Genomic DNA, 17,141 nt, shown 5'->3' with positions numbered 1-17,141 from the left:
GGCAAATGCCAATACTGTCCTGACAGACACACTGAATTATAGCGGATTTCAAACCCGTGTGTTGAAAAATAATTGTAACTTTGCATAGAGATAAAAAATAAGTATTTTGATGGATGAAAATAAAGCAAGAATACTCGTTGTAGATGATGAAGAAGACTTGTGCGAAATACTCAAGTTTAATTTGGAAACAGAGGGTTATGAGGTAGAAACCGCCAATTCCGCCGAAGAAGCCTTGGAAAAGAACATCGCTTCTTTCCAACTCCTGCTGCTGGATGTCATGATGGGAGGAATGTCGGGATTCTCCATGGCAAAAAAGTTGAAGGAGAACCCTGAGACCGCTCACGTCCCCATTATCTTCCTGACCGCAAAGGACGCTGAGAATGATACAGTTACAGGTTTCAATCTGGGTGCTGACGACTATATCTCCAAACCTTTCTCTATTCGGGAAGTACTGGTCAGGATCAGGGCCGTTCTTCGACGCACACATGAAAAGGAAGAATCCTCGGAATCACAGATCCTCAGTTATCAGGGATTGATCATGAACCTGGACAAGAAGACCGTATCCATAGAAGGCCAGAATGTCCCGTTTACCAAAACAGAGTTTGAGTTGTTGCACCTCTTGCTGAATGAAAAAGGCAAGGTTTTCTCCCGTCAGGAACTGATCAACCGCATCTGGCCTAGAGACGTCATGGTCCTCGACAGGACAGTGGATGTCAACATCACCCGACTGAGGAAGAAGGTCGGACCTTATGCCAAATATATTGTCACGCGCTTAGGTTTCGGCTATTACTTCGACGCCTGAGACCCTCAGGCCGTTTCTCTCATGACTGACCTTCTTTCGGATTCTGACACGTGCTGTCAGCATCCCGGTCACACTCTTCCCGCGCACAGCAAACGCTCTGTCGCCTTTTCCGTTCAACGCTTAATTCGAAAACTCCTGTCTTATGCTCAAATTGTCAATCGGAAAAAAGTTATTCTATAGCGTTCTAACTATTTTCCTCACTTTTGTAGCGACCTTTATTACCTTTCAGCAGATACGTGAAAAACAATATAAAATAGCCTATCTGAACCAAAGATTGCAGGATTACAATGCCCGCATGAATGATGCCCTGCAATATATCGGCAATCTCTCTGAAAAGGATCTGTCAGCCTACGTCCGTTCCCACTCTATCAAAGACCTCAGGGTCACTCTGATTACGGACAAAGGAAAGGTCTTGTTCGACAATGTGCATAAGAACTACAGGAATATGAGCAACCATTCCAATAGACCTGAAGTCCGTCAGGCATTGGCAACCGGTTCCAGTTCAACTGTAGAAAGGGAAAGCAAGACCCTCAATCACGAGTATTTCTATTCCGCCACCTATTTTCCAAGTGAGCATCTGATTATCCGCAGTGCTCTTCCTCACAATAACGACCTGGCCAAAACACTCCGTACCAACCGACTCTATCTCTGGTTTGCACTGGTCATCCTCATCATCCTGACGACTTTCCTCTATCGCTTCATGAGCCGACTGAATGCAAATGTGGACAAACTGAGGACCTTCGCTTATCGGGCTGAACATAATGAGAGCCTGGACGTGGAAGACTTGGCGGCCTTCCCTGACGACGAACTGGGTGAAATAGCGGAACGAATCATCAAGATGTACAAGAACCTGAGAAGCACGCGTCGGGAACAAGATATCTTGAAGCGCCAATTGACGCAAAATGTCGCCCATGAGCTGAAAACACCGGTAGCAAGCATCCAAGGTTATCTGGAGACGATCCTGGACAACCCGAAGATCGATGAACCCACGAAGGAACAGTTTTTGACCCGTTGCTATGCCCAGAGCCAGCGCCTGACTAGTTTGCTGCATGACATCTCGACCTTGAACCGCCTGGACGACGCTTCATCCGAGATGTTCGATTTTGAATCCGTGGACATCTCTCAGATGGTCAAGGATATTCAGAAAGAAACAGCCTTGTCTCTGGAGAAGCACAAGATGACCTTTGACGACAAACTCCCGGACCATATTACGGTAAAAGGCAACCGCTCCCTGCTCTATAGTATCTTCCGTAACCTCACAGACAATGCCATATCTTATGCCGGTGAGAACACGACGATCATCGTCAAAGGGGAACAGCAAGAGAACAAGTGGCATTTCATATTCAAGGACAATGGTGTCGGCGTGCCTGTAGAGCATCTTGCCAGATTATTTGAACGCTTCTACAGAGTAGACAAAGGCCGCAGCAGGAAGATGGGAGGAACAGGATTGGGACTGGCCATTGTCAAGAACGCCGTCCTCCTCCATGGAGGCTCCATCCGGGTCAAGAACAATCCGGAAGGCGGCCTTCGGTTTGATTTCACGATCAAAGCATAACAGAAAACCGGTCAACCGCTGGTTCAGTTTTCCATGAACTTCTTCGCTGCGCGCAGTTGATGCCGCATCACACTCAGGAATTCCTGACTTTCTTGCAAGAGATTGAGGTAGAGCAGGTTGATCTGCATCTGACTGTTATCCCCTTCTTGTATACGGTTGAGATGCTTCTTGCGAAGGATAGACAACTCATCCTTACATTCATCAGCCTCGGCCAGAATCTCCCGGTAATTTTCATAGTGGTCGCCGGAAATTTCCGCTTCCGTATTTTTCATCAAGTCATTGATACGCTTCTGCATCGGTTGGAACTCCTGGACATAGGCTTCAGGCAAAGGACTGAAACTGTTGTCCACATGCTCTTTGATCGGGTCCAGCATACGACGCAGACTATAGAGAAACTGCTGATTGGCATTGGCTCCCAAGTGGAACCAGGTGTTTCGCTCAATAGCTATATTCAAAGGACTTTTCTTCAGACCCAGCATTTCCTGGCGCCTGTACTTCTTCAGGTTATGCTGCTCGTTCTTCAACTCCTTATCGGCATGCCGGAGGGCTTTCACATCCTGATGTGCAAGTCCGCTGAGGATCTGGTTATACTCTTTCAGGGCAAAACGGTTCTCATAACTCTGAGTCCTGCCGACATACTTCCTCAGGATGTCCCAGACCAGTTCAGGGTCACGGGTGCGCATCATCAACTGGAATGTATCTTCTTCCTCTTCTTCTTTCTTTTCCTTCTTGGCAAACCTACGATTGGAATGAATCAACAAGACAACAACGAGCACCATGAAAAGCAGTTTGACGGGGAATCCTCCGAAATGCATCAGCAGGCAGACGAGACCGGCGACGATGAAAGCCACGCCGGCAGTAATGAACCAGCCTCCAATGACACTCAGCACACCAGTCACACGGAAGACCGCACTCTCACGGCTCCATGCCCGATCAGCAAGAGAAGTACCCATGGCAACCATAAAAGTGACATAGGTTGTAGACAGTGGCAGTTTATGATTCGTACTGATGGTGATCAGCATCGCACTCAGGACCAGGTTGATGGAAGCGCGCACCAAGTCGAAGGCTGCCTTGTCATCAGCAAGGATGACATCATTCTTATCGAATCGGGTATCTATCCAGTGAAGGAACTTCTCCGGAAGTACTCTCCGGAAAAAGGCATCAGTATTCTGAGCAAAGCGGACGAGTGCACGTGCTGCCCGCGAACTCCCGAACATCTCGTCACCTTCATCCTGACGGGACAAGTCTACGGAAGTCTTGATCACGTGCTGTGCCTTCTTGGAAGTGGCCAACGCAACGATCATGATCAGACCGGCAATCAAAAGGTAAACGGGAGGCGTATCGGCACTCGACATCAGTGAGCGCATCGTAAAGGCAGTAGGTGCTACCCCATGCGCATTGGCCATGAAGTCCTGATAGGAACTGAGACCTGCAAGAGGGACACCTATCAAACTGACAAGGTCATTCTTGGCATAGGCCATTGCCAGTGCAAAAGTCCCCATCAACACGATAAACTTGAAGATATTCACATGCAGGATATGGAGGATTTCCATGACAACCGTCGAGACGATAAAGGTATAGACCAAGAGCAAACTGATATTCTTGTCAATATAATCCCGTGTGGCCTCAGAGATATAAGAACTCGTCCCCACCCCTTTCATAAAGATAAAGTAGGTCAGGACCGTAAAAGCGACACCGCCGAAAATAGCAATCAAGTATTTCAGGTTCTTCTTGTAACTGAACGTAAAGAAGACTCGCGTGATCCACATCACGACAGCACCGAAGACAAAAGCGATGGCGACAGACAGGAAAATGGCGATGATCATACTCAAAGCCTTACTGGAATTGAGCAAGACACCATAGGACAGAAAACTGTTATCCGCCATTTTCACAGTTGCCAACGCAAAAGTTCCTCCCAAGAGTTCGAATACCATCGACACTGTCGTAGAGGTAGGAAAGCCCAAGGTGTTGAAAACCGTCAGGACCATGACATCGGTAACCATCATGGCAAGAAAGATCGTCATGACCTCGTCAAAAGAGTAGTGATCCGGCATCATTACCCCATGTCTGGCAACATCCATCATTCCAGAAGACATAAAGGCTCCGAGAATGACGCCTATGGAAGCGGTGAAAAGAATGGTGCGGTACTTTGCGACTCGTGCTCCCACGGCCGGTTGAAGGAAATTCACAGCATCATTGCTCACACCTGCGAGAAGATCAAATACTGCCAGACAGAGCAGAAAGATCAGGATGCACAAATAAATCATATTCATAAAACCATTGCTCTTTTTTGCGTGACAAAAGTATGACAATCATATTACAAGAAGTTTAAGTACACGTTACAATCATGTTACAATCTTCTTTCAGGTGATCATAAAATCCCGGAGACAAAAGTTAAAAACAACGGTTATGCGTCCTATCGGATCGGTATCCGACAGGATAAAGGGCGGTAAAAACGAGCATAGTAAGTCCTTGTCCGGCAAGAACAAGAAGCCGGACAAGCTAATGAAGAAATTCAGCAGGGATCGTGTCTTTCCATTCGCTAAAAGGGTGCTCCAACATGTGGGAGTTGTAAAAACGGCCGTCACCGGTCACCTCTTTACCGATAAAATCCAACTTGGTATAAGGTTCATCTTCAGAGGACAGTTCAACCTCTGCCATGACGAGTCCCTGATTAGCGCCATAGAACTCATCCACTTCAAAGGTATGGTTTCCGCTCGGGACCAGGAAACGCCGCTTGTCAATGATTCCACCTTTGCAAAAAGCCATCAGGTGCTCAGCCTCATCAAGGGTGATTTCCTTCTCAAACTCATACCGCGTCATGCCGTGGTCTACAGACTTGCCCTTAATGGTCAGGTAAGCTTTCTCATCCCGTATACGCACACGCACAGTAGCTCCCTCACAAGGAATATATCCCTGTCTGATATGGGTACTGGACCGGGCTTCGCGCTTGAAGGCATCACCCTTTTTGACCAGAAATTTCCGTTCTATCTCAAGTCCACTCATCAGTTGTTTACAAAAATGAGAATCATAAAAATAATCGCTAAAATGATCAAAGCACCGAAGATAATGTACACGATCATCTTACCTTTACCTTCTTCTTTCTTCTCATAAGCTTCATGCTTGGCTTTCCGTAATGCTTTGTTTGTACTCATAGTCTTATCTTATTTAGGTGAATAATCATTCTCATTGATCTTCGTCCGTCGTATGGAATTCCATCAGGTAAGCCTTGATAAAACCGTCAATGTGCCCGTCCATGACCGCATCGACATCAGAGGTCTGAAAACCTGTACGGTGGTCTTTTACCCGGCGGTCGTCAAAGACGTAACTGCGGATCTGACTCCCCCATTCGATTTTCTTTTTCCCGGCTTCGATCTTTGCCTTGGCAGCCATCCGCTTCTTCATGGCACGGTCGTACAACTGGCTTTTCAAGAGCAGCATAGCCTTGGCACGGTTCTTGGGTTGGTCTCGTGTCTCCGTATTTTCTATCAGAATCTCTTCCTTTTCGCCTGTATCAGGGTCTTCATACTGGTATCTCAACCGGACACCCGATTCCACCTTGTTGACATTCTGACCGCCTGCACCACTGGAACGGAAAGTATCCCACGAAACACGGGCCGGATCGACAAAGACTTCGATGGTATCATCCACCAAAGGAGAGACGAAAACTGACGCAAAACTCGTCATCCGCTTGCCCTGGGCATTATATGGCGAGACACGGACCAGACGGTGCACGCCGTTCTCGCTCTTCAGATAGCCATAAGCATATTCGCCCTCGATCGTCATCTCTACACTCTTGATGCCGGCTTCATCACCATCGAGAATATTGGCGACTTTCACCTTATAGCCATGAGCTTCACTCCAACGCATATACATCCGCATCAGCATGGAAGCCCAATCCTGACTTTCGGTCCCGCCTGCACCGGAATTGATCTTCATGACAGCGCTCATCGGATCCTCTTTCTGGCGCAGCATGTTTTTCAGTTCCAAAGCTTCTATCGCCTTGATGGCCTTGGCATAATCTGCGTCTACCTCTTCCTCTGTCACCATCTCCTCCTTATAGAAGTCATAGGCGAGTTTCAATTCCTCAGCATCCTGGCAAACTTCCTTATAGTCTTTCAACCATTTTTCTATGGTCTTGACTTTAATCATCTGAGCCTGGGCACGCTTGGGATCTTCCCAGAAATCCGGAGCCTGTGTCCTCAACTGCTCCTCTTCGTACTGTACTTTCTTTTGGTCTATATTCAGATAGCGATGAAGCGCTTCCGTGCGCTCCTGCACATCTTTCAGTTGATCAGCTGTTATCATTTAGTTTTCCTCAAATCCTTTTCCTAATATATTTTCCCGGCACACTTCCTGAAACGTCCGCGTGCGGAGAATTCATTCTTCGTACATCTTGTCTATCAGAGCCTTGTGATTCCTGACAATCACCGACCGCTTCATCTTCAGCGTACTGGTCAGTTCTCCTGACTCTTCTGAGAAATGGTGCGGCAGAAGCGTAAAACGCTTGATCTGCTGATAAGGTGCCAGCGTCTGCTGAAGCGTCGATATCCGGTCCATCATCATTTCATTAAAGCGCTTATTGGCACACAGGTCTTCCCTGGAGCCAAACTGTATCTTATGGTTGCGCGCCCATTCTTCGGCTATCCGGAATTCAGGCACGATCAGGGCAGTGACAAACTTCTCCTGATCGGCTATAACGGCAGCCTGATCAATGAACTTATCCACCATCAACAATGCTTCTATCTGTTGTGGCGCAATGTATTTGCCATTACTGGTCTTGAACAGATCCTTGATACGCTCCTGAAGATAGAGTTCACCGTCTTTCAGATACCCGGCATCTCCTGTATGGAAGAAACCGTCTTTATCGAATGCTACGGCATTGATGTTGTCGCGCCGATAATAGCCCCGGGTGATCGTCGGTCCTTTGAGCAGGATCTCGTTATTTGCGCCAATCTTGATCTGGATGCCCTGGATAGGACGCCCTACAGACCCGATGGTGAAAGGTTGGTCTTTATAATCGCAGGAAACGGTAGCCAGACTCTCTGTCAAGCCATAGCCTACTATCATATCAATGCCGACGGAATGAACGAAACTCTCCACTTCCGGAGACACATAGGCTCCTGCCGTAGGAAAGATATTCGGATGAACCAAACCGATCTGCTTACGGACCAGACTCAGGACGGTACGGTCAAAAAACTGGTATTGCAATTCCAGGGCGATAGGCACATGCTTCCCTCTTCCCTTACAGGAGACATTCCGCTTATGCCCTACTGCCAAGGCATGACGGAAGAGTTTTCTCTGGAGAGCAGAGGAACGGTCGATCTTGTCCTTTACAGCGATATAGACCTTTTCCCAAAAGCGAGGCACGGAGCACATACATGTAGGATGCGTCTCTTTCATCGATTCCTGAACCTCTTTCGGGTAAGTATTGACTATCATACAGGCACCTTCCGTCAGACACAGATAGGCCCATCCGCGTTCGAAGATATGCGTAAAGGGCAGGAAATCGATCACCCTGTCTTTCTCCCTGACCGGTACACAGATATTGTTAGCCTTGAAGGCTGCATCATACTGACTGTAGGTAAGGATCACGCCTTTGCTGTCACCCGTCGTCCCACTCGTATAGAGAATGTCGCAGACATCATCCATACTGGCCTGAGTCCAAAGCGCCTCCACTTCCGACTGGCGAGGGAGATTCGCTCCGAGTTTGATAAAATCATCAAAATAGAGAGCATTGGGGTCATGCGTGGAAATTCTCACGCTGCGGTCATAGATGATGATACGCTCCAAAGACGGGCAGAGGGCGAAGATGCGATGTGCCTTATTGTACTGCTCCTGTTCTCCGACAAAGATGAAGCGGACCTGAGCATCATTGATCATATACTGGATCTGCTGCTCACTGCTCGTAGCGTAGAAAGGTATCGTAATCAGACGAACACCATAGGCGCCGAAATTGGTATAGAGATACTGGACGCAGTTCTGGGAGAACACGGCAATGTTCTCCTGAGGTTTCGCACCTATATTCAACAATGCATTGCTGACCTGCTTTACTCTAAGGGAAAACTGATTCCAAGAAACAGATTTCCATTTCAGACTTCCAAAATTACGGAAAACCAAAGCTGGTTTGTTCCCGTACTTCTTGGCTTGTTCATGAATCAGCACCGAAAGATGACATCTTGTTTGCATATACAACTATTCTTAATGTATGCAAAGATAAAGGAAATCGTCAAGAACACAAAATAAAACAGTTCTTTTTTCCGAATTCTTCACAATTGGCAAGGTCTGTATCATTCTTTTTCTTAACTTTGCAGAATGAAGGGTCTGGTGCAAGATACCCCTGTAGACAAGAATCCTCCGGAAACGGTAAATCTGGGGACAGAAGCCGTCACCGGACAAAGTCCATACAGACTCCAATAAAAGAAAAACATAGACAAATTCTACGGAGGTCTATCATTTGAAAATGATCAACAAAATTATGGATACTAATAAGGATTATACGACCGAAGCCATCGGACTTCTGAAAAAACTTATCGCCACACCTTCTGTCAGCGGAAAAGAGGACAAAGCTGCCGACATCATCGAAAATGCGCTGAAAGAATACGGCTATTCTCCCCATCGGGAAGCAAATGACATTTGGGTGTGCGGACAGAATTGGGATGATCAACTCCCCACGCTCCTTCTCAATGCCCATATAGACACGGTCAAGCCCGTCGACTCATGGACCAAATCGCCTTTTACACCTACTCTCGAAGGGAACAAACTCTATGGTCTCGGGGCTAATGACTGTGGAGGCGGACTGATGTCCTTATTGCAGGTATTCCGCTTTCTGAATGCCAAACCTCAAAAATACAATCTGATCTATCTCGCTTCTGCTGAAGAAGAAATCTCCGGCAAAAACGGTATCAGCCGCGTACTCCCGCTACTCCCGAAAATAGACTTGGCCGTCGTAGGCGAACCTACCGGCATGCAACCTGCCATTGCAGAGAAAGGCCTGATGGTCCTCGACGTCATCGCACATGGGAAGAGCGGACATGCAGCCCGAAATGAAGGTATCAATGCCATTTATAAAATTCTGGATGACCTGGTATGGCTGCGCGACTACCGGTTTCAGAAAGTCAGCCCTTTCCTCGGTCCTACCAAGATGACCGTCACGGTGCTCCATGCCGGTACGCAGCACAACATTATCCCCGACCTCTGCACTGCGCTTGTGGATGTCAGGACGAATGAATTTTATGACAACGAGGAGGTCTTTCATTTCATCCAACAGCATCTCAAAAGTGAATGCAAAGCCCATTCCTTCCGTCTGAAATCTTCCAGGATAGATCCCAGCCACCCGATAATCAAAAGATGTATTGCGTTGGGAATGAAACCTTTTGGATCGCCTACCCTCAGTGACCAAGCTCTGATGAACTTCCCGTCTTTCAAACTCGGGCCGGGGGAATCTTCAAGAAGTCATTCTGCTGATGAGTTCATCACGCTCGATGAAATCTCCGCAGCCATCACCACCTATATCAAATTGTTGGATCAAACTGAATTCTGACGTAACAAAGCTATTGGAAGGGGGATTGGCTGTTTCGAGAAACTTGACGCCAACTTTCTCGAAACAGCGGTCTCTCTTTCTCGAAACTATGCCCGCTTGTTTCTCGAGACAGCCAAGAGCTGTTTTTGATCGGATCAAATCAGCGATAGACAGAGGTCAGGACAACTGCCCCGACATTGACAGGAGTAATGACAATACCGGCAGTCCAATAGAAAAAAGGAGATAAATACTCACTTGGGAAATAAGACTTTATTTCGAAAGCCTTACAAAAACACGCGTTAACATTTTTACGCCTTTACAGTCATTCATTTAGAAAGCCATCTGCAAAAGCATCGACATCAAGAACTATTCTAGAAATATATAGCGGCATATTCTGTCCGATTGATTCATCCATCAAAACAGAAATGCCGCTATCATCTGATTCATGCCGTTTTATTTCAGTTCCAAGCGAGGTTCTGTCGCTGATCCAGCATTACCTTCCCAGCCAAACCTCAGGATTAAGTTTCGCCGTTTCCTTACGCAACTGGAACTGGAGGATATGATCTGTGCCGACAACTCCCAATGCTTGGCGCGTCTGCACTCTCTGTCCCTTATGAACAGAAACGGACTTCAAATTACAATATACGGAGATATAAGCTCCGTGACGAACCATCACAACCATTGAACCACTATAACCGAAGACATAACTCACCACGCCGTCATAGATCGAACGGGCCATGGCCCCTGCACCACCTAAGATATTTATACCTTTATTGTCCAAGGTGACGCCCTTCAATCCGGCGACATTATACTGTCCGAAATGGCTGACGATACGGTAATTTCCAGTTATCGGCATCGGCAGTCTGCCTCTGTTCGCCTCAAACCCATTGCTCATCATCCGGTCCACAGTTGTCAGATTGTCTGCATCCCTATTCTGCTGCTGAGCCACGGCAATCTCTTTCCGGCTTCTGGCAGCATCGGTCTGCTCCTTTCTCTCGGCGGCCTCACGGGCAGCCTCAGCTTCACGGGCAGCCTGATCAGCGGCAGCTTGACGGGCGTTAGCGGCAGCCTGAGCTTGCTTGGCCTCATTGGCAGCACGGGCAGACGCAGCCTGTTCGGCCTCTTGTTCTGCTTTCTTCCTCGCGGCGGCGGCAGCACGGGCAGCTTCAGCGGCTTGAGCCCTCAACTGTGCCTCACGGGCCCTTGCTTCTGCCACTCTCTTCGCATTCTCACGTGCGGCAGCAGCGGCAGCGGCTCTCTTCTTGGCCAACAGTTGTGCTCTCTTCTTGGCAGCCGCAGCAGCGGCAGCTTTCTTCCGCGCTTCAGCAGCGGCAGCAGCTCGCTCACGGGCCACTTCCTGTGCGACGAGACGGTCGATCTGTGCATTCAAGACCGCATCTTTCTTATGCTGTTGAGCAATGATAACCTGAATGGTTTTCTGTTGACTTTGTAAACTCTGGACGACCTTTTGCTGTTGTCCGTGTTTGACCTGCAGATTCATTTTCTCAGCCTGTCCTTTGCCCAACAAGACATTCTTGTGGCCTTTCACCTTCAACAGTTGATGGTGCTTTTGATTGACCTCAAGTTGTTTGGCCTCCACAATCTTGCCTTGAGCCTTCTGATAGGCAGAATATTGGCGGATAAACTGCAGGCGCCGATACATCTGGGCAAAATTCTTGGCGCTGAAGATGAACATCAGTTTGTCTTCTACGCTATGGTGCCTTGACATATAGCGCATACTCTTGATATATTTAGCCTTACGATCCTGAAGTTGCTGTTCGAGCGTCCTCAGTTGTCCTTTCAGGATGCCTATATTTCCGTTGATATGAGTGATATCTTTTTGGATACCAGTGATTTTCTGTTGACTTTGATCGATCTCACTATTGATGACCAGCAGATCCTGCAGCCGTTTATGCACCGCATTCTGGTTAGCCTGAAGCGCTGCTTCCTGTTGGCGGAGTTTCTTTTGGATGGCAGCCCGTTGCCCCTGGAGATTACGTATGGAGGCATTCGAGACAACTGCCTTGCGCCTCCAAGTACTTTTCCGCTTTGTATTAGGCCTTGCCACATTCCGACGAGACGAACTTTTCTTTGTGGTAACTGTTGTTTTTGCCTTTGTCTTCTGATGCCTGTTTTGGGCAAAAGGATACAAAGGTAGAGATAAGGCGAATAATATCAACAGTAATCTTCTCATTACAACACGATCATTTATTCAAATTCAGATTTATCATTGGATTGAAGGCTGATGCGCTAAAAACTCATAATCTTACCCAAGACCATTTCCGGAGTGACCTGCTTGTACTTGTCTGACACCTGGGTTTTGACATCCCAATTGCTATCCGTGGTCACCTGATCCATTACGATGTTCATCTTGATGTTCTGAGCCTTCTGTGTGGCATTCGTATTGATGGTATAGTTCTGTGTTGCCGGGAAAGTTTTCACGCCGACACTTTGGAAATTGCTGTATTTGACGGCCAGACTGGTCTTGGCGTCTTTGCCGCCGGCATAGTCGATGTCCAGTTCGTTGATTCTCCCTGTTGTCCGGTCAGCCTGCCATTGGTAGAGCATCTTCCCGTTCTTATAGGTTACCGGGAGATTCTGCGAAGTTCCGTCAAGATTGACATCAAACTTCTTCAGATCGGATTCAGACACGCTTTTGTTTCCCGGCAGCAGGAGTTGATTCCAGAACAGTGCCTGAAGAGAATAGAAGGTAATGCCTTGTTTCTCCAGGAAAGGTACCTGACTGTAGCCTGCCTTTACATATTCCTTATGATAACGGTCTATCATCAAGACAGAACCCGGATAGAAATCTATTCGGACTATCTCCGTCCCCACAAGAGGAACGCACAGTTGGAGTCTGATCACCTGGTCTTTACGCATGCGCAGGTATCCCGGTACGGTGATATTCTTATCATCAGACTGGATGGTAAAGGAAATATGCCCCACGATATTGGTGGCATAAACCCGATTATCAGAAACCTTCTGTACAAACGTCAATTTCTTGATGGCTAAAGTCGGATCAGAATTCTGATCCACCCGAAGCGCTGCCTTTTCAGTATTCCCCGTTCCATTTTCAGAACCGGCAACCCGTGTCCGACCACTCACGAAAGAAGGGACGGACATCAGCACCGTGATGGCGAGAACATTAATGAATATTGCTTTTTTCATCTGTAGATTTTATATATTTTCTTAACCTTATCTTTTTCAAAAGGGCCTTGCTCTTGTTCCCCATCTTCAGCGACTGTTTCCAGAGAACTACCGCCTTTTCTGTATCTCCCGACAAAGCATAAATATCTCCCGCATGCTCAGGGATCACCTCACTGGAAGACGTGGAATCCATATTTGCCATGGCCTGATCGATATATATTTTAGCCTCTGCATAGCGTTTCTCAAGGAACAGAATATAGGCATAAGTATCCAGGTAAGTCGAATTTTTAGGCTCTGCCTTGACGGTCTTATAACTCATTTCCTCTGCTTTCTTCAAATTCGTATTCTGAAGACTCAGATAATAGGCATAATTATTCAGGCAGACAATATTGTCAGGTTTCCATTGCAGACAACTGTCATAAGCTGTATAGGCCTCTTTGTAAAGGCCTTTATCATTGAGGATGTCTCCCATGATGGCATAGAAATCGGAAACCATAGCCGGGTTGCTTTGGGAATTGATCTGTGAAACGCCATGGCGGAAATCATCCAGTGCAGCATCATTCTCTTTCTTCTGGTAATGCGCCATACCGCCGTAATAATAAAAGGCCATCTCATCAGGATTGTATTCCCTTGCAGCTTTGCAAAGTTTAATGACACCGTCAAAGTCTTGCTTGTCCCAAAGATACTGGATCACCTGCAGACGTGCAGATGCATCATCAGGGGACAACTCCAAAACTTTCATAAAGGCTTTGGCAACTTGGTCTTCGGGCATTTTCTTAATACTCATATAAGCAGCTTTCAACTGCGCTATGGTCGCATCCTCCTGGGGAGTGGCAAGAATACTGTCCATCAAAGCCAAGACCTTAGTGGAATCTCCTCCGCTCTGCTCATTCTTCTGGATAAAAGCCCGCATCAGCAGACTCTTCGTATCCGAGGGGGTGTCCTTGCTCAGAAGCAGTCGGTTGAGGTAGACTTGTGCCTGTGCTTCCTGGTGGGTCGCATTATAGTAGTCATACAGGGAAGTCTGGGCGACATTGTTATTGGGCTCATCCTTCAAAACTTCCGTAAAGAGATCATAAGCCTCTTTATTGCGGTTGTTCTGCATGAGCCAGTTGCCCAGCATATTCTTGTAGTTCACGTCATTGGGATGATGGGTCACGAGTGATTTCAACTCCCGGTAAGCCTGTGTCTTGTCATCCATCTGCTCATACACACTCATCTTGGTCAGAGTCAGCCGCTCGGAAGTCCCTTCCTCTAGTTCGAGACGATTGAGGACATCCAGCATTTTCTTATAGTTCTTCTGCTGCTGATAGAGTTTGAACAGAACATCCAGGGCGTCCGTATTGTCATGGTTAGACGCCCAAAGATTTTCATAGGTCAGAATGGCCTTGTCATAATTCTGCAAGTTGATGTAATATTCGCCCAGCCGTTCCTGATAAATCGAATTTTTAGGATTCAGAGTTGCCGCCCTTTGCAGACAGACCAATCCCAACGAATCGTTTTTCATGGCTGAATAGTAAGAAGACAATCCGAAATAAACTTCCGGTGCATGAGGGTGAACCGTCAAAGCATGCTGCAAAAGGTCAAAGGCGGCATCATAATGTCCCGCTGACTGTTGTCGGGATGCTTCTATATAGAAATACTCAAATCGGAGTTGGTTGTCCCGCGAAAGGACTGATACGGAATCAGGGCGTTTCTCCGGTTGTCTGCTCTGACGAGGAGAAGCCTGTAATGTACCTCCCGCCACGAACGAGGCAACGACAACTATTATGAAAAAAAAATGTTTCATGTTCAAACTACCCTGTTGATTAAATTCTCATCGTATACCGGTATGACCATAGCCGCCTGCTCCTCTTTCCGTCTGATCCAGATCCTGCACCTCAGTGAGACGGGCTTGCTCATGACGGGCAATGACCATCTGCGCGATGCGCTCTCCTCCATGTATGACAAAATCTTCCTGAGAGAAATTGACCAGCAAAACTTTCAACTCGCCTCGATAATCAGCATCTACAGTTCCGGGACTGTTCAACACAGTGACTCCATACTTCAAGGCGAGTCCTGACCTCGGACGAATCTGAGCTTCGAAACCTGCAGGAAGGGCTATGAAAAGGCCGGTGGGAATCAGTCTGCGGTCTAGGGGGTGCAGGACCACAGGTTCTTCGATATCCGCACGCAAGTCCATACCTGCACTTTGCAGGGTGGCATATTGAGGCAACTGCTGATGCCCTTTGTTGACGACTTTAATATCTATCATACCTTTTTAAAGTCCATTTTAATTGCAAAAATACAGAATTCCATTCACATAACTGCATCTTTCAGATGAAAAAGCCAACTTTTATCGATTTTTTGCATTACTTTTGCAGTATGGAGTGGACACAATTGATTTCCAATAAGCGACTTGGACAGGAGCACAAACACGCTGAGCGGCATGACGACCGGTCTGAATTCAAACGGGACTATGACCGTCTCATCTATTCGGCTCCTTTCAGGAGACTGCAGAACAAGACACAGGTTTTTCCTCTGCCTGGCTCTGTATTCGTGCACAACCGATTGACACACAGTCTGGAAGTATCCAGCCTCGGACAATCGCTGGGCAATGACGTGTGCCACCAATTGAAAATCCGACACCCCGAACTGGCTGGCACTCTTTTCGAGGAAATAGGGACTATCATTTCAGCAGCGTGCCTCTCACATGACATGGGGAACCCTCCGTTCGGGCACTCCGGAGAGAAAGCCATCCAAACTTTCTTCACGGAAAATGAAGGAAAAGAACTGCAATCTGAGCTCTCTCCTGCTTTTTGGTCGGACATCACTCATTTCGAAGGGAATGCCAATGCTTTCAGACTCCTCACTCATCAATTTATAGGACGGCGTGCAGGCGGCTTTGACATGACTTATTCCATGCTTGCCAGTATGGTCAAATACCCTTACGAGAGTTCTCTCGCAGGTGAACACGGCAAATTCGGATTTTTCACTTTTGAAAAGGAGACCTATCAGAAGGTTGCGGAAGAACTGGGTATCAGTTGTCTGTCATCTCCCGGAAAGCCTCTCCGCTATGCGCGGCATCCGCTCGTCTACCTCGTCGAGGCTGCCGATGATATCTGCTATGAGATCATGGACATCGAAGATTCTCACAAACTCAAGATCCTTTCCTATGAAGAGACACGCGACTTGCTGCTGAACTTCTTTAAAGAGGAACGTCGGGAGTCCATCCTCCGCAGAATTCAAGACGAAGGAATAACGGATGAAAATGAACAGGTGGTCTATATGCGGGCTTGTGTCATAGGTGTTTTGGAAAAAGCCTGCGTGGATATCTTCGTCAAACATGAGGAGGAGTTGCTCGCCGGCACCTTCCAAGGCAGTTTGATCGGACATATTCCTGAGCAACAGAAAGCGGCGTATCAGCATTGCCAGAAGATTTCATACGAGAAGATTTACAACAGTAAACCGGTACTGGATATCGAACTTTCGGGATATAAGATCATGGAGACGCTCATGCGCATCTTCATCGGAGCAGCTGTCCATCCGGACAAGTTCTATTCCCGACAACTGATCCGAAGGGTAAGCAGTCAATATGACATCAACAGCCCGGAAAAGGAGAAACGCATCATGGCCGTTCTGGATTTTATCAGCGGAATGACTGATGTCTATGCTCTGGACCTCTATCAGAAAGTCAACGGCATCAGTCTGCCTATCGTCTGAAACTCTGAAGTAAGGACTGTTTCTCCATTCTTTCCCCTTGTCTCATGAGACCTTTGGCCGCTAAAAATCAAAGGTGCATAGATGGAATGTGTCTCTTTCTTTCATATGAGGAAAGGGGGACCACCACAGACAAACTATAAAGACAACTTATGAGAATGAAAAAGCCATTAAGCCAATTACAAATTATCTAAAAAATTCATGGAATAACTTGCAAGAACAAAACTAAATCCATAAATTTGCCAATGTGTTTTTATAGTATTAGATTAAAATTTTGGTGGCTCTCCTCGGGTCAGTCCATAATCTTGGGGATTTAACATAAGAGTCTATTGATAATTTTTTATCTTTGTAGCATGGAAAGCAAAAAGACAACAGACTATAAATCCATTCTATCCATGTTCCTACCGAAGGGCATG

At 47.0% G+C, this 17,141-nt stretch carries 13 protein-coding genes; 4 read left to right on the top strand and 9 right to left on the bottom strand.

Annotated elements, in window-relative coordinates:
* Window positions 1-109: 109 nt before the first annotated feature.
* Both NG821_RS06145 and NG821_RS06140 read left to right on the top strand, forming a co-directional pair.
* Window positions 110-802, top strand: coding sequence for a response regulator (locus NG821_RS06145; RefSeq protein ID WP_252760783.1), 693 nt, complete (start codon window positions 110-112; stop codon window positions 800-802).
* A gap of 142 nt (window positions 803-944) precedes the next feature.
* On the top strand, window positions 945-2,357 hold the full coding sequence (locus NG821_RS06140) for a sensor histidine kinase (RefSeq protein WP_252760782.1): 1,413 nt from the start codon (window positions 945-947) through the stop codon (window positions 2,355-2,357).
* A gap of 23 nt (window positions 2,358-2,380) precedes the next feature.
* Here NG821_RS06140 and NG821_RS06135 read toward each other — a convergent pair whose 3' ends face one another.
* From NG821_RS06135 to NG821_RS06115, 5 genes are all read right to left on the bottom strand, one after another.
* Window positions 2,381-4,630 carry an inorganic phosphate transporter gene (locus tag NG821_RS06135; protein ID WP_252760781.1) on the bottom strand — a complete coding sequence of 750 codons (2,250 nt, stop codon included), beginning with the start codon at window positions 4,628-4,630 and terminating at the stop codon, window positions 2,381-2,383.
* A 229-nt stretch (window positions 4,631-4,859) separates the two neighbouring features.
* Window positions 4,860-5,363, bottom strand: coding sequence for a CYTH domain-containing protein (locus NG821_RS06130; protein WP_252760780.1), 504 nt, complete (start codon window positions 5,361-5,363; stop codon window positions 4,860-4,862).
* A complete protein-coding gene (locus NG821_RS06125; protein WP_252760779.1) occupies window positions 5,363-5,512 on the bottom strand; it encodes a hypothetical protein in 150 nt (49 codons plus the stop codon). Before NG821_RS06125 ends, NG821_RS06130 begins: the two co-directional genes overlap by 1 nt.
* 31 nt (window positions 5,513-5,543) lie before the next feature.
* Window positions 5,544-6,665 (bottom strand): peptide chain release factor 2, encoded by a 1,122-nt coding sequence (gene prfB, locus NG821_RS06120; RefSeq protein ID WP_252760778.1) that lies wholly within the window; start codon window positions 6,663-6,665, stop codon window positions 5,544-5,546.
* Window positions 6,666-6,737: 72 nt separating this feature from the next.
* Entirely contained in the window at window positions 6,738-8,546 is a 1,809-nt protein-coding gene (locus tag NG821_RS06115) for an AMP-dependent synthetase/ligase (protein WP_252760777.1), read from the bottom strand.
* A gap of 289 nt (window positions 8,547-8,835) precedes the next feature.
* Here NG821_RS06115 and NG821_RS06110 point away from each other — a divergent pair, with 289 nt between their 5' ends.
* Window positions 8,836-9,900, top strand: coding sequence for a M20 family metallo-hydrolase (locus NG821_RS06110; RefSeq protein ID WP_252760776.1), 1,065 nt, complete (start codon window positions 8,836-8,838; stop codon window positions 9,898-9,900).
* A gap of 472 nt (window positions 9,901-10,372) precedes the next feature.
* Here NG821_RS06110 and NG821_RS06105 read toward each other — a convergent pair whose 3' ends face one another.
* Genes NG821_RS06105 through dut form a run of 4 tightly spaced genes read right to left on the bottom strand, consistent with a single transcriptional unit; the run spans window position 10,373 to window position 15,280 of the window.
* On the bottom strand, window positions 10,373-12,073 hold the full coding sequence (locus NG821_RS06105; RefSeq protein WP_252760775.1) for a murein hydrolase activator EnvC family protein: 1,701 nt from the start codon (window positions 12,071-12,073) through the stop codon (window positions 10,373-10,375).
* 56 nt (window positions 12,074-12,129) lie between these two features.
* Complete coding sequence (locus tag NG821_RS06100) at window positions 12,130-13,047, bottom strand: DUF4292 domain-containing protein (RefSeq protein WP_252760774.1); 918 nt, start codon at window positions 13,045-13,047, stop codon at window positions 12,130-12,132.
* Window positions 13,025-14,815: a tetratricopeptide repeat protein gene (locus NG821_RS06095; protein WP_252760773.1), complete on the bottom strand. Its 1,791-nt coding sequence runs from the start codon at window positions 14,813-14,815 to the stop codon at window positions 13,025-13,027. The genes NG821_RS06100 and NG821_RS06095 overlap by 23 nt, the downstream gene beginning before the upstream one ends.
* A gap of 27 nt (window positions 14,816-14,842) precedes the next feature.
* Window positions 14,843-15,280, bottom strand: a complete 438-nt coding sequence (gene dut, locus NG821_RS06090) for a dUTP diphosphatase (RefSeq protein WP_252760772.1) — start codon at window positions 15,278-15,280, stop codon at window positions 14,843-14,845.
* 110 nt (window positions 15,281-15,390) lie between these two features.
* Between dut and dgt the strand changes: the two genes are divergently transcribed.
* The gene (gene dgt, locus NG821_RS06085; RefSeq protein ID WP_252760810.1) at window positions 15,391-16,728 is read left to right on the top strand and encodes a dGTP triphosphohydrolase; all 1,338 of its coding nucleotides are present in this window, start codon (window positions 15,391-15,393) and stop codon (window positions 16,726-16,728) included.
* Window positions 16,729-17,141 lie beyond the last annotated feature (413 nt).

Origin of the sequence: Segatella cerevisiae (assembly GCF_024054555.1) — a bacterium.
Classification (GTDB): domain Bacteria; phylum Bacteroidota; class Bacteroidia; order Bacteroidales; family Bacteroidaceae; genus Prevotella; species Prevotella cerevisiae.
The sequence above is the reverse complement of the archived record's forward strand: the minus strand, read 5'-3'. Positions and strand labels throughout refer to the sequence as shown.

Coding starts and splice junctions, on each gene's coding strand:
- NG821_RS06125 (WP_252760779.1), bottom strand. CDS start 5,512: ATGAGTACAAACAAAGCATTACGGAAAGCCAAGCATGAAGCTTATGAG.
- NG821_RS06145 (WP_252760783.1), top strand. CDS start 110: ATGGATGAAAATAAAGCAAGAATACTCGTTGTAGATGATGAAGAAGAC.
- NG821_RS06095 (WP_252760773.1), bottom strand. CDS start 14,815: ATGAAACATTTTTTTTTCATAATAGTTGTCGTTGCCTCGTTCGTGGCG.
- dut (WP_252760772.1), bottom strand. CDS start 15,280: ATGATAGATATTAAAGTCGTCAACAAAGGGCATCAGCAGTTGCCTCAA.
- dgt (WP_252760810.1), top strand. CDS start 15,391: ATGGAGTGGACACAATTGATTTCCAATAAGCGACTTGGACAGGAGCAC.
- prfB (WP_252760778.1), bottom strand. CDS start 6,665: ATGATAACAGCTGATCAACTGAAAGATGTGCAGGAGCGCACGGAAGCG.
- NG821_RS06115 (WP_252760777.1), bottom strand. CDS start 8,546: ATGCAAACAAGATGTCATCTTTCGGTGCTGATTCATGAACAAGCCAAG.
- NG821_RS06100 (WP_252760774.1), bottom strand. CDS start 13,047: ATGAAAAAAGCAATATTCATTAATGTTCTCGCCATCACGGTGCTGATG.
- NG821_RS06110 (WP_252760776.1), top strand. CDS start 8,836: ATGGATACTAATAAGGATTATACGACCGAAGCCATCGGACTTCTGAAA.
- NG821_RS06135 (WP_252760781.1), bottom strand. CDS start 4,630: ATGAATATGATTTATTTGTGCATCCTGATCTTTCTGCTCTGTCTGGCA.
- NG821_RS06105 (WP_252760775.1), bottom strand. CDS start 12,073: ATGAGAAGATTACTGTTGATATTATTCGCCTTATCTCTACCTTTGTAT.
- NG821_RS06140 (WP_252760782.1), top strand. CDS start 945: ATGCTCAAATTGTCAATCGGAAAAAAGTTATTCTATAGCGTTCTAACT.
- NG821_RS06130 (WP_252760780.1), bottom strand. CDS start 5,363: ATGAGTGGACTTGAGATAGAACGGAAATTTCTGGTCAAAAAGGGTGAT.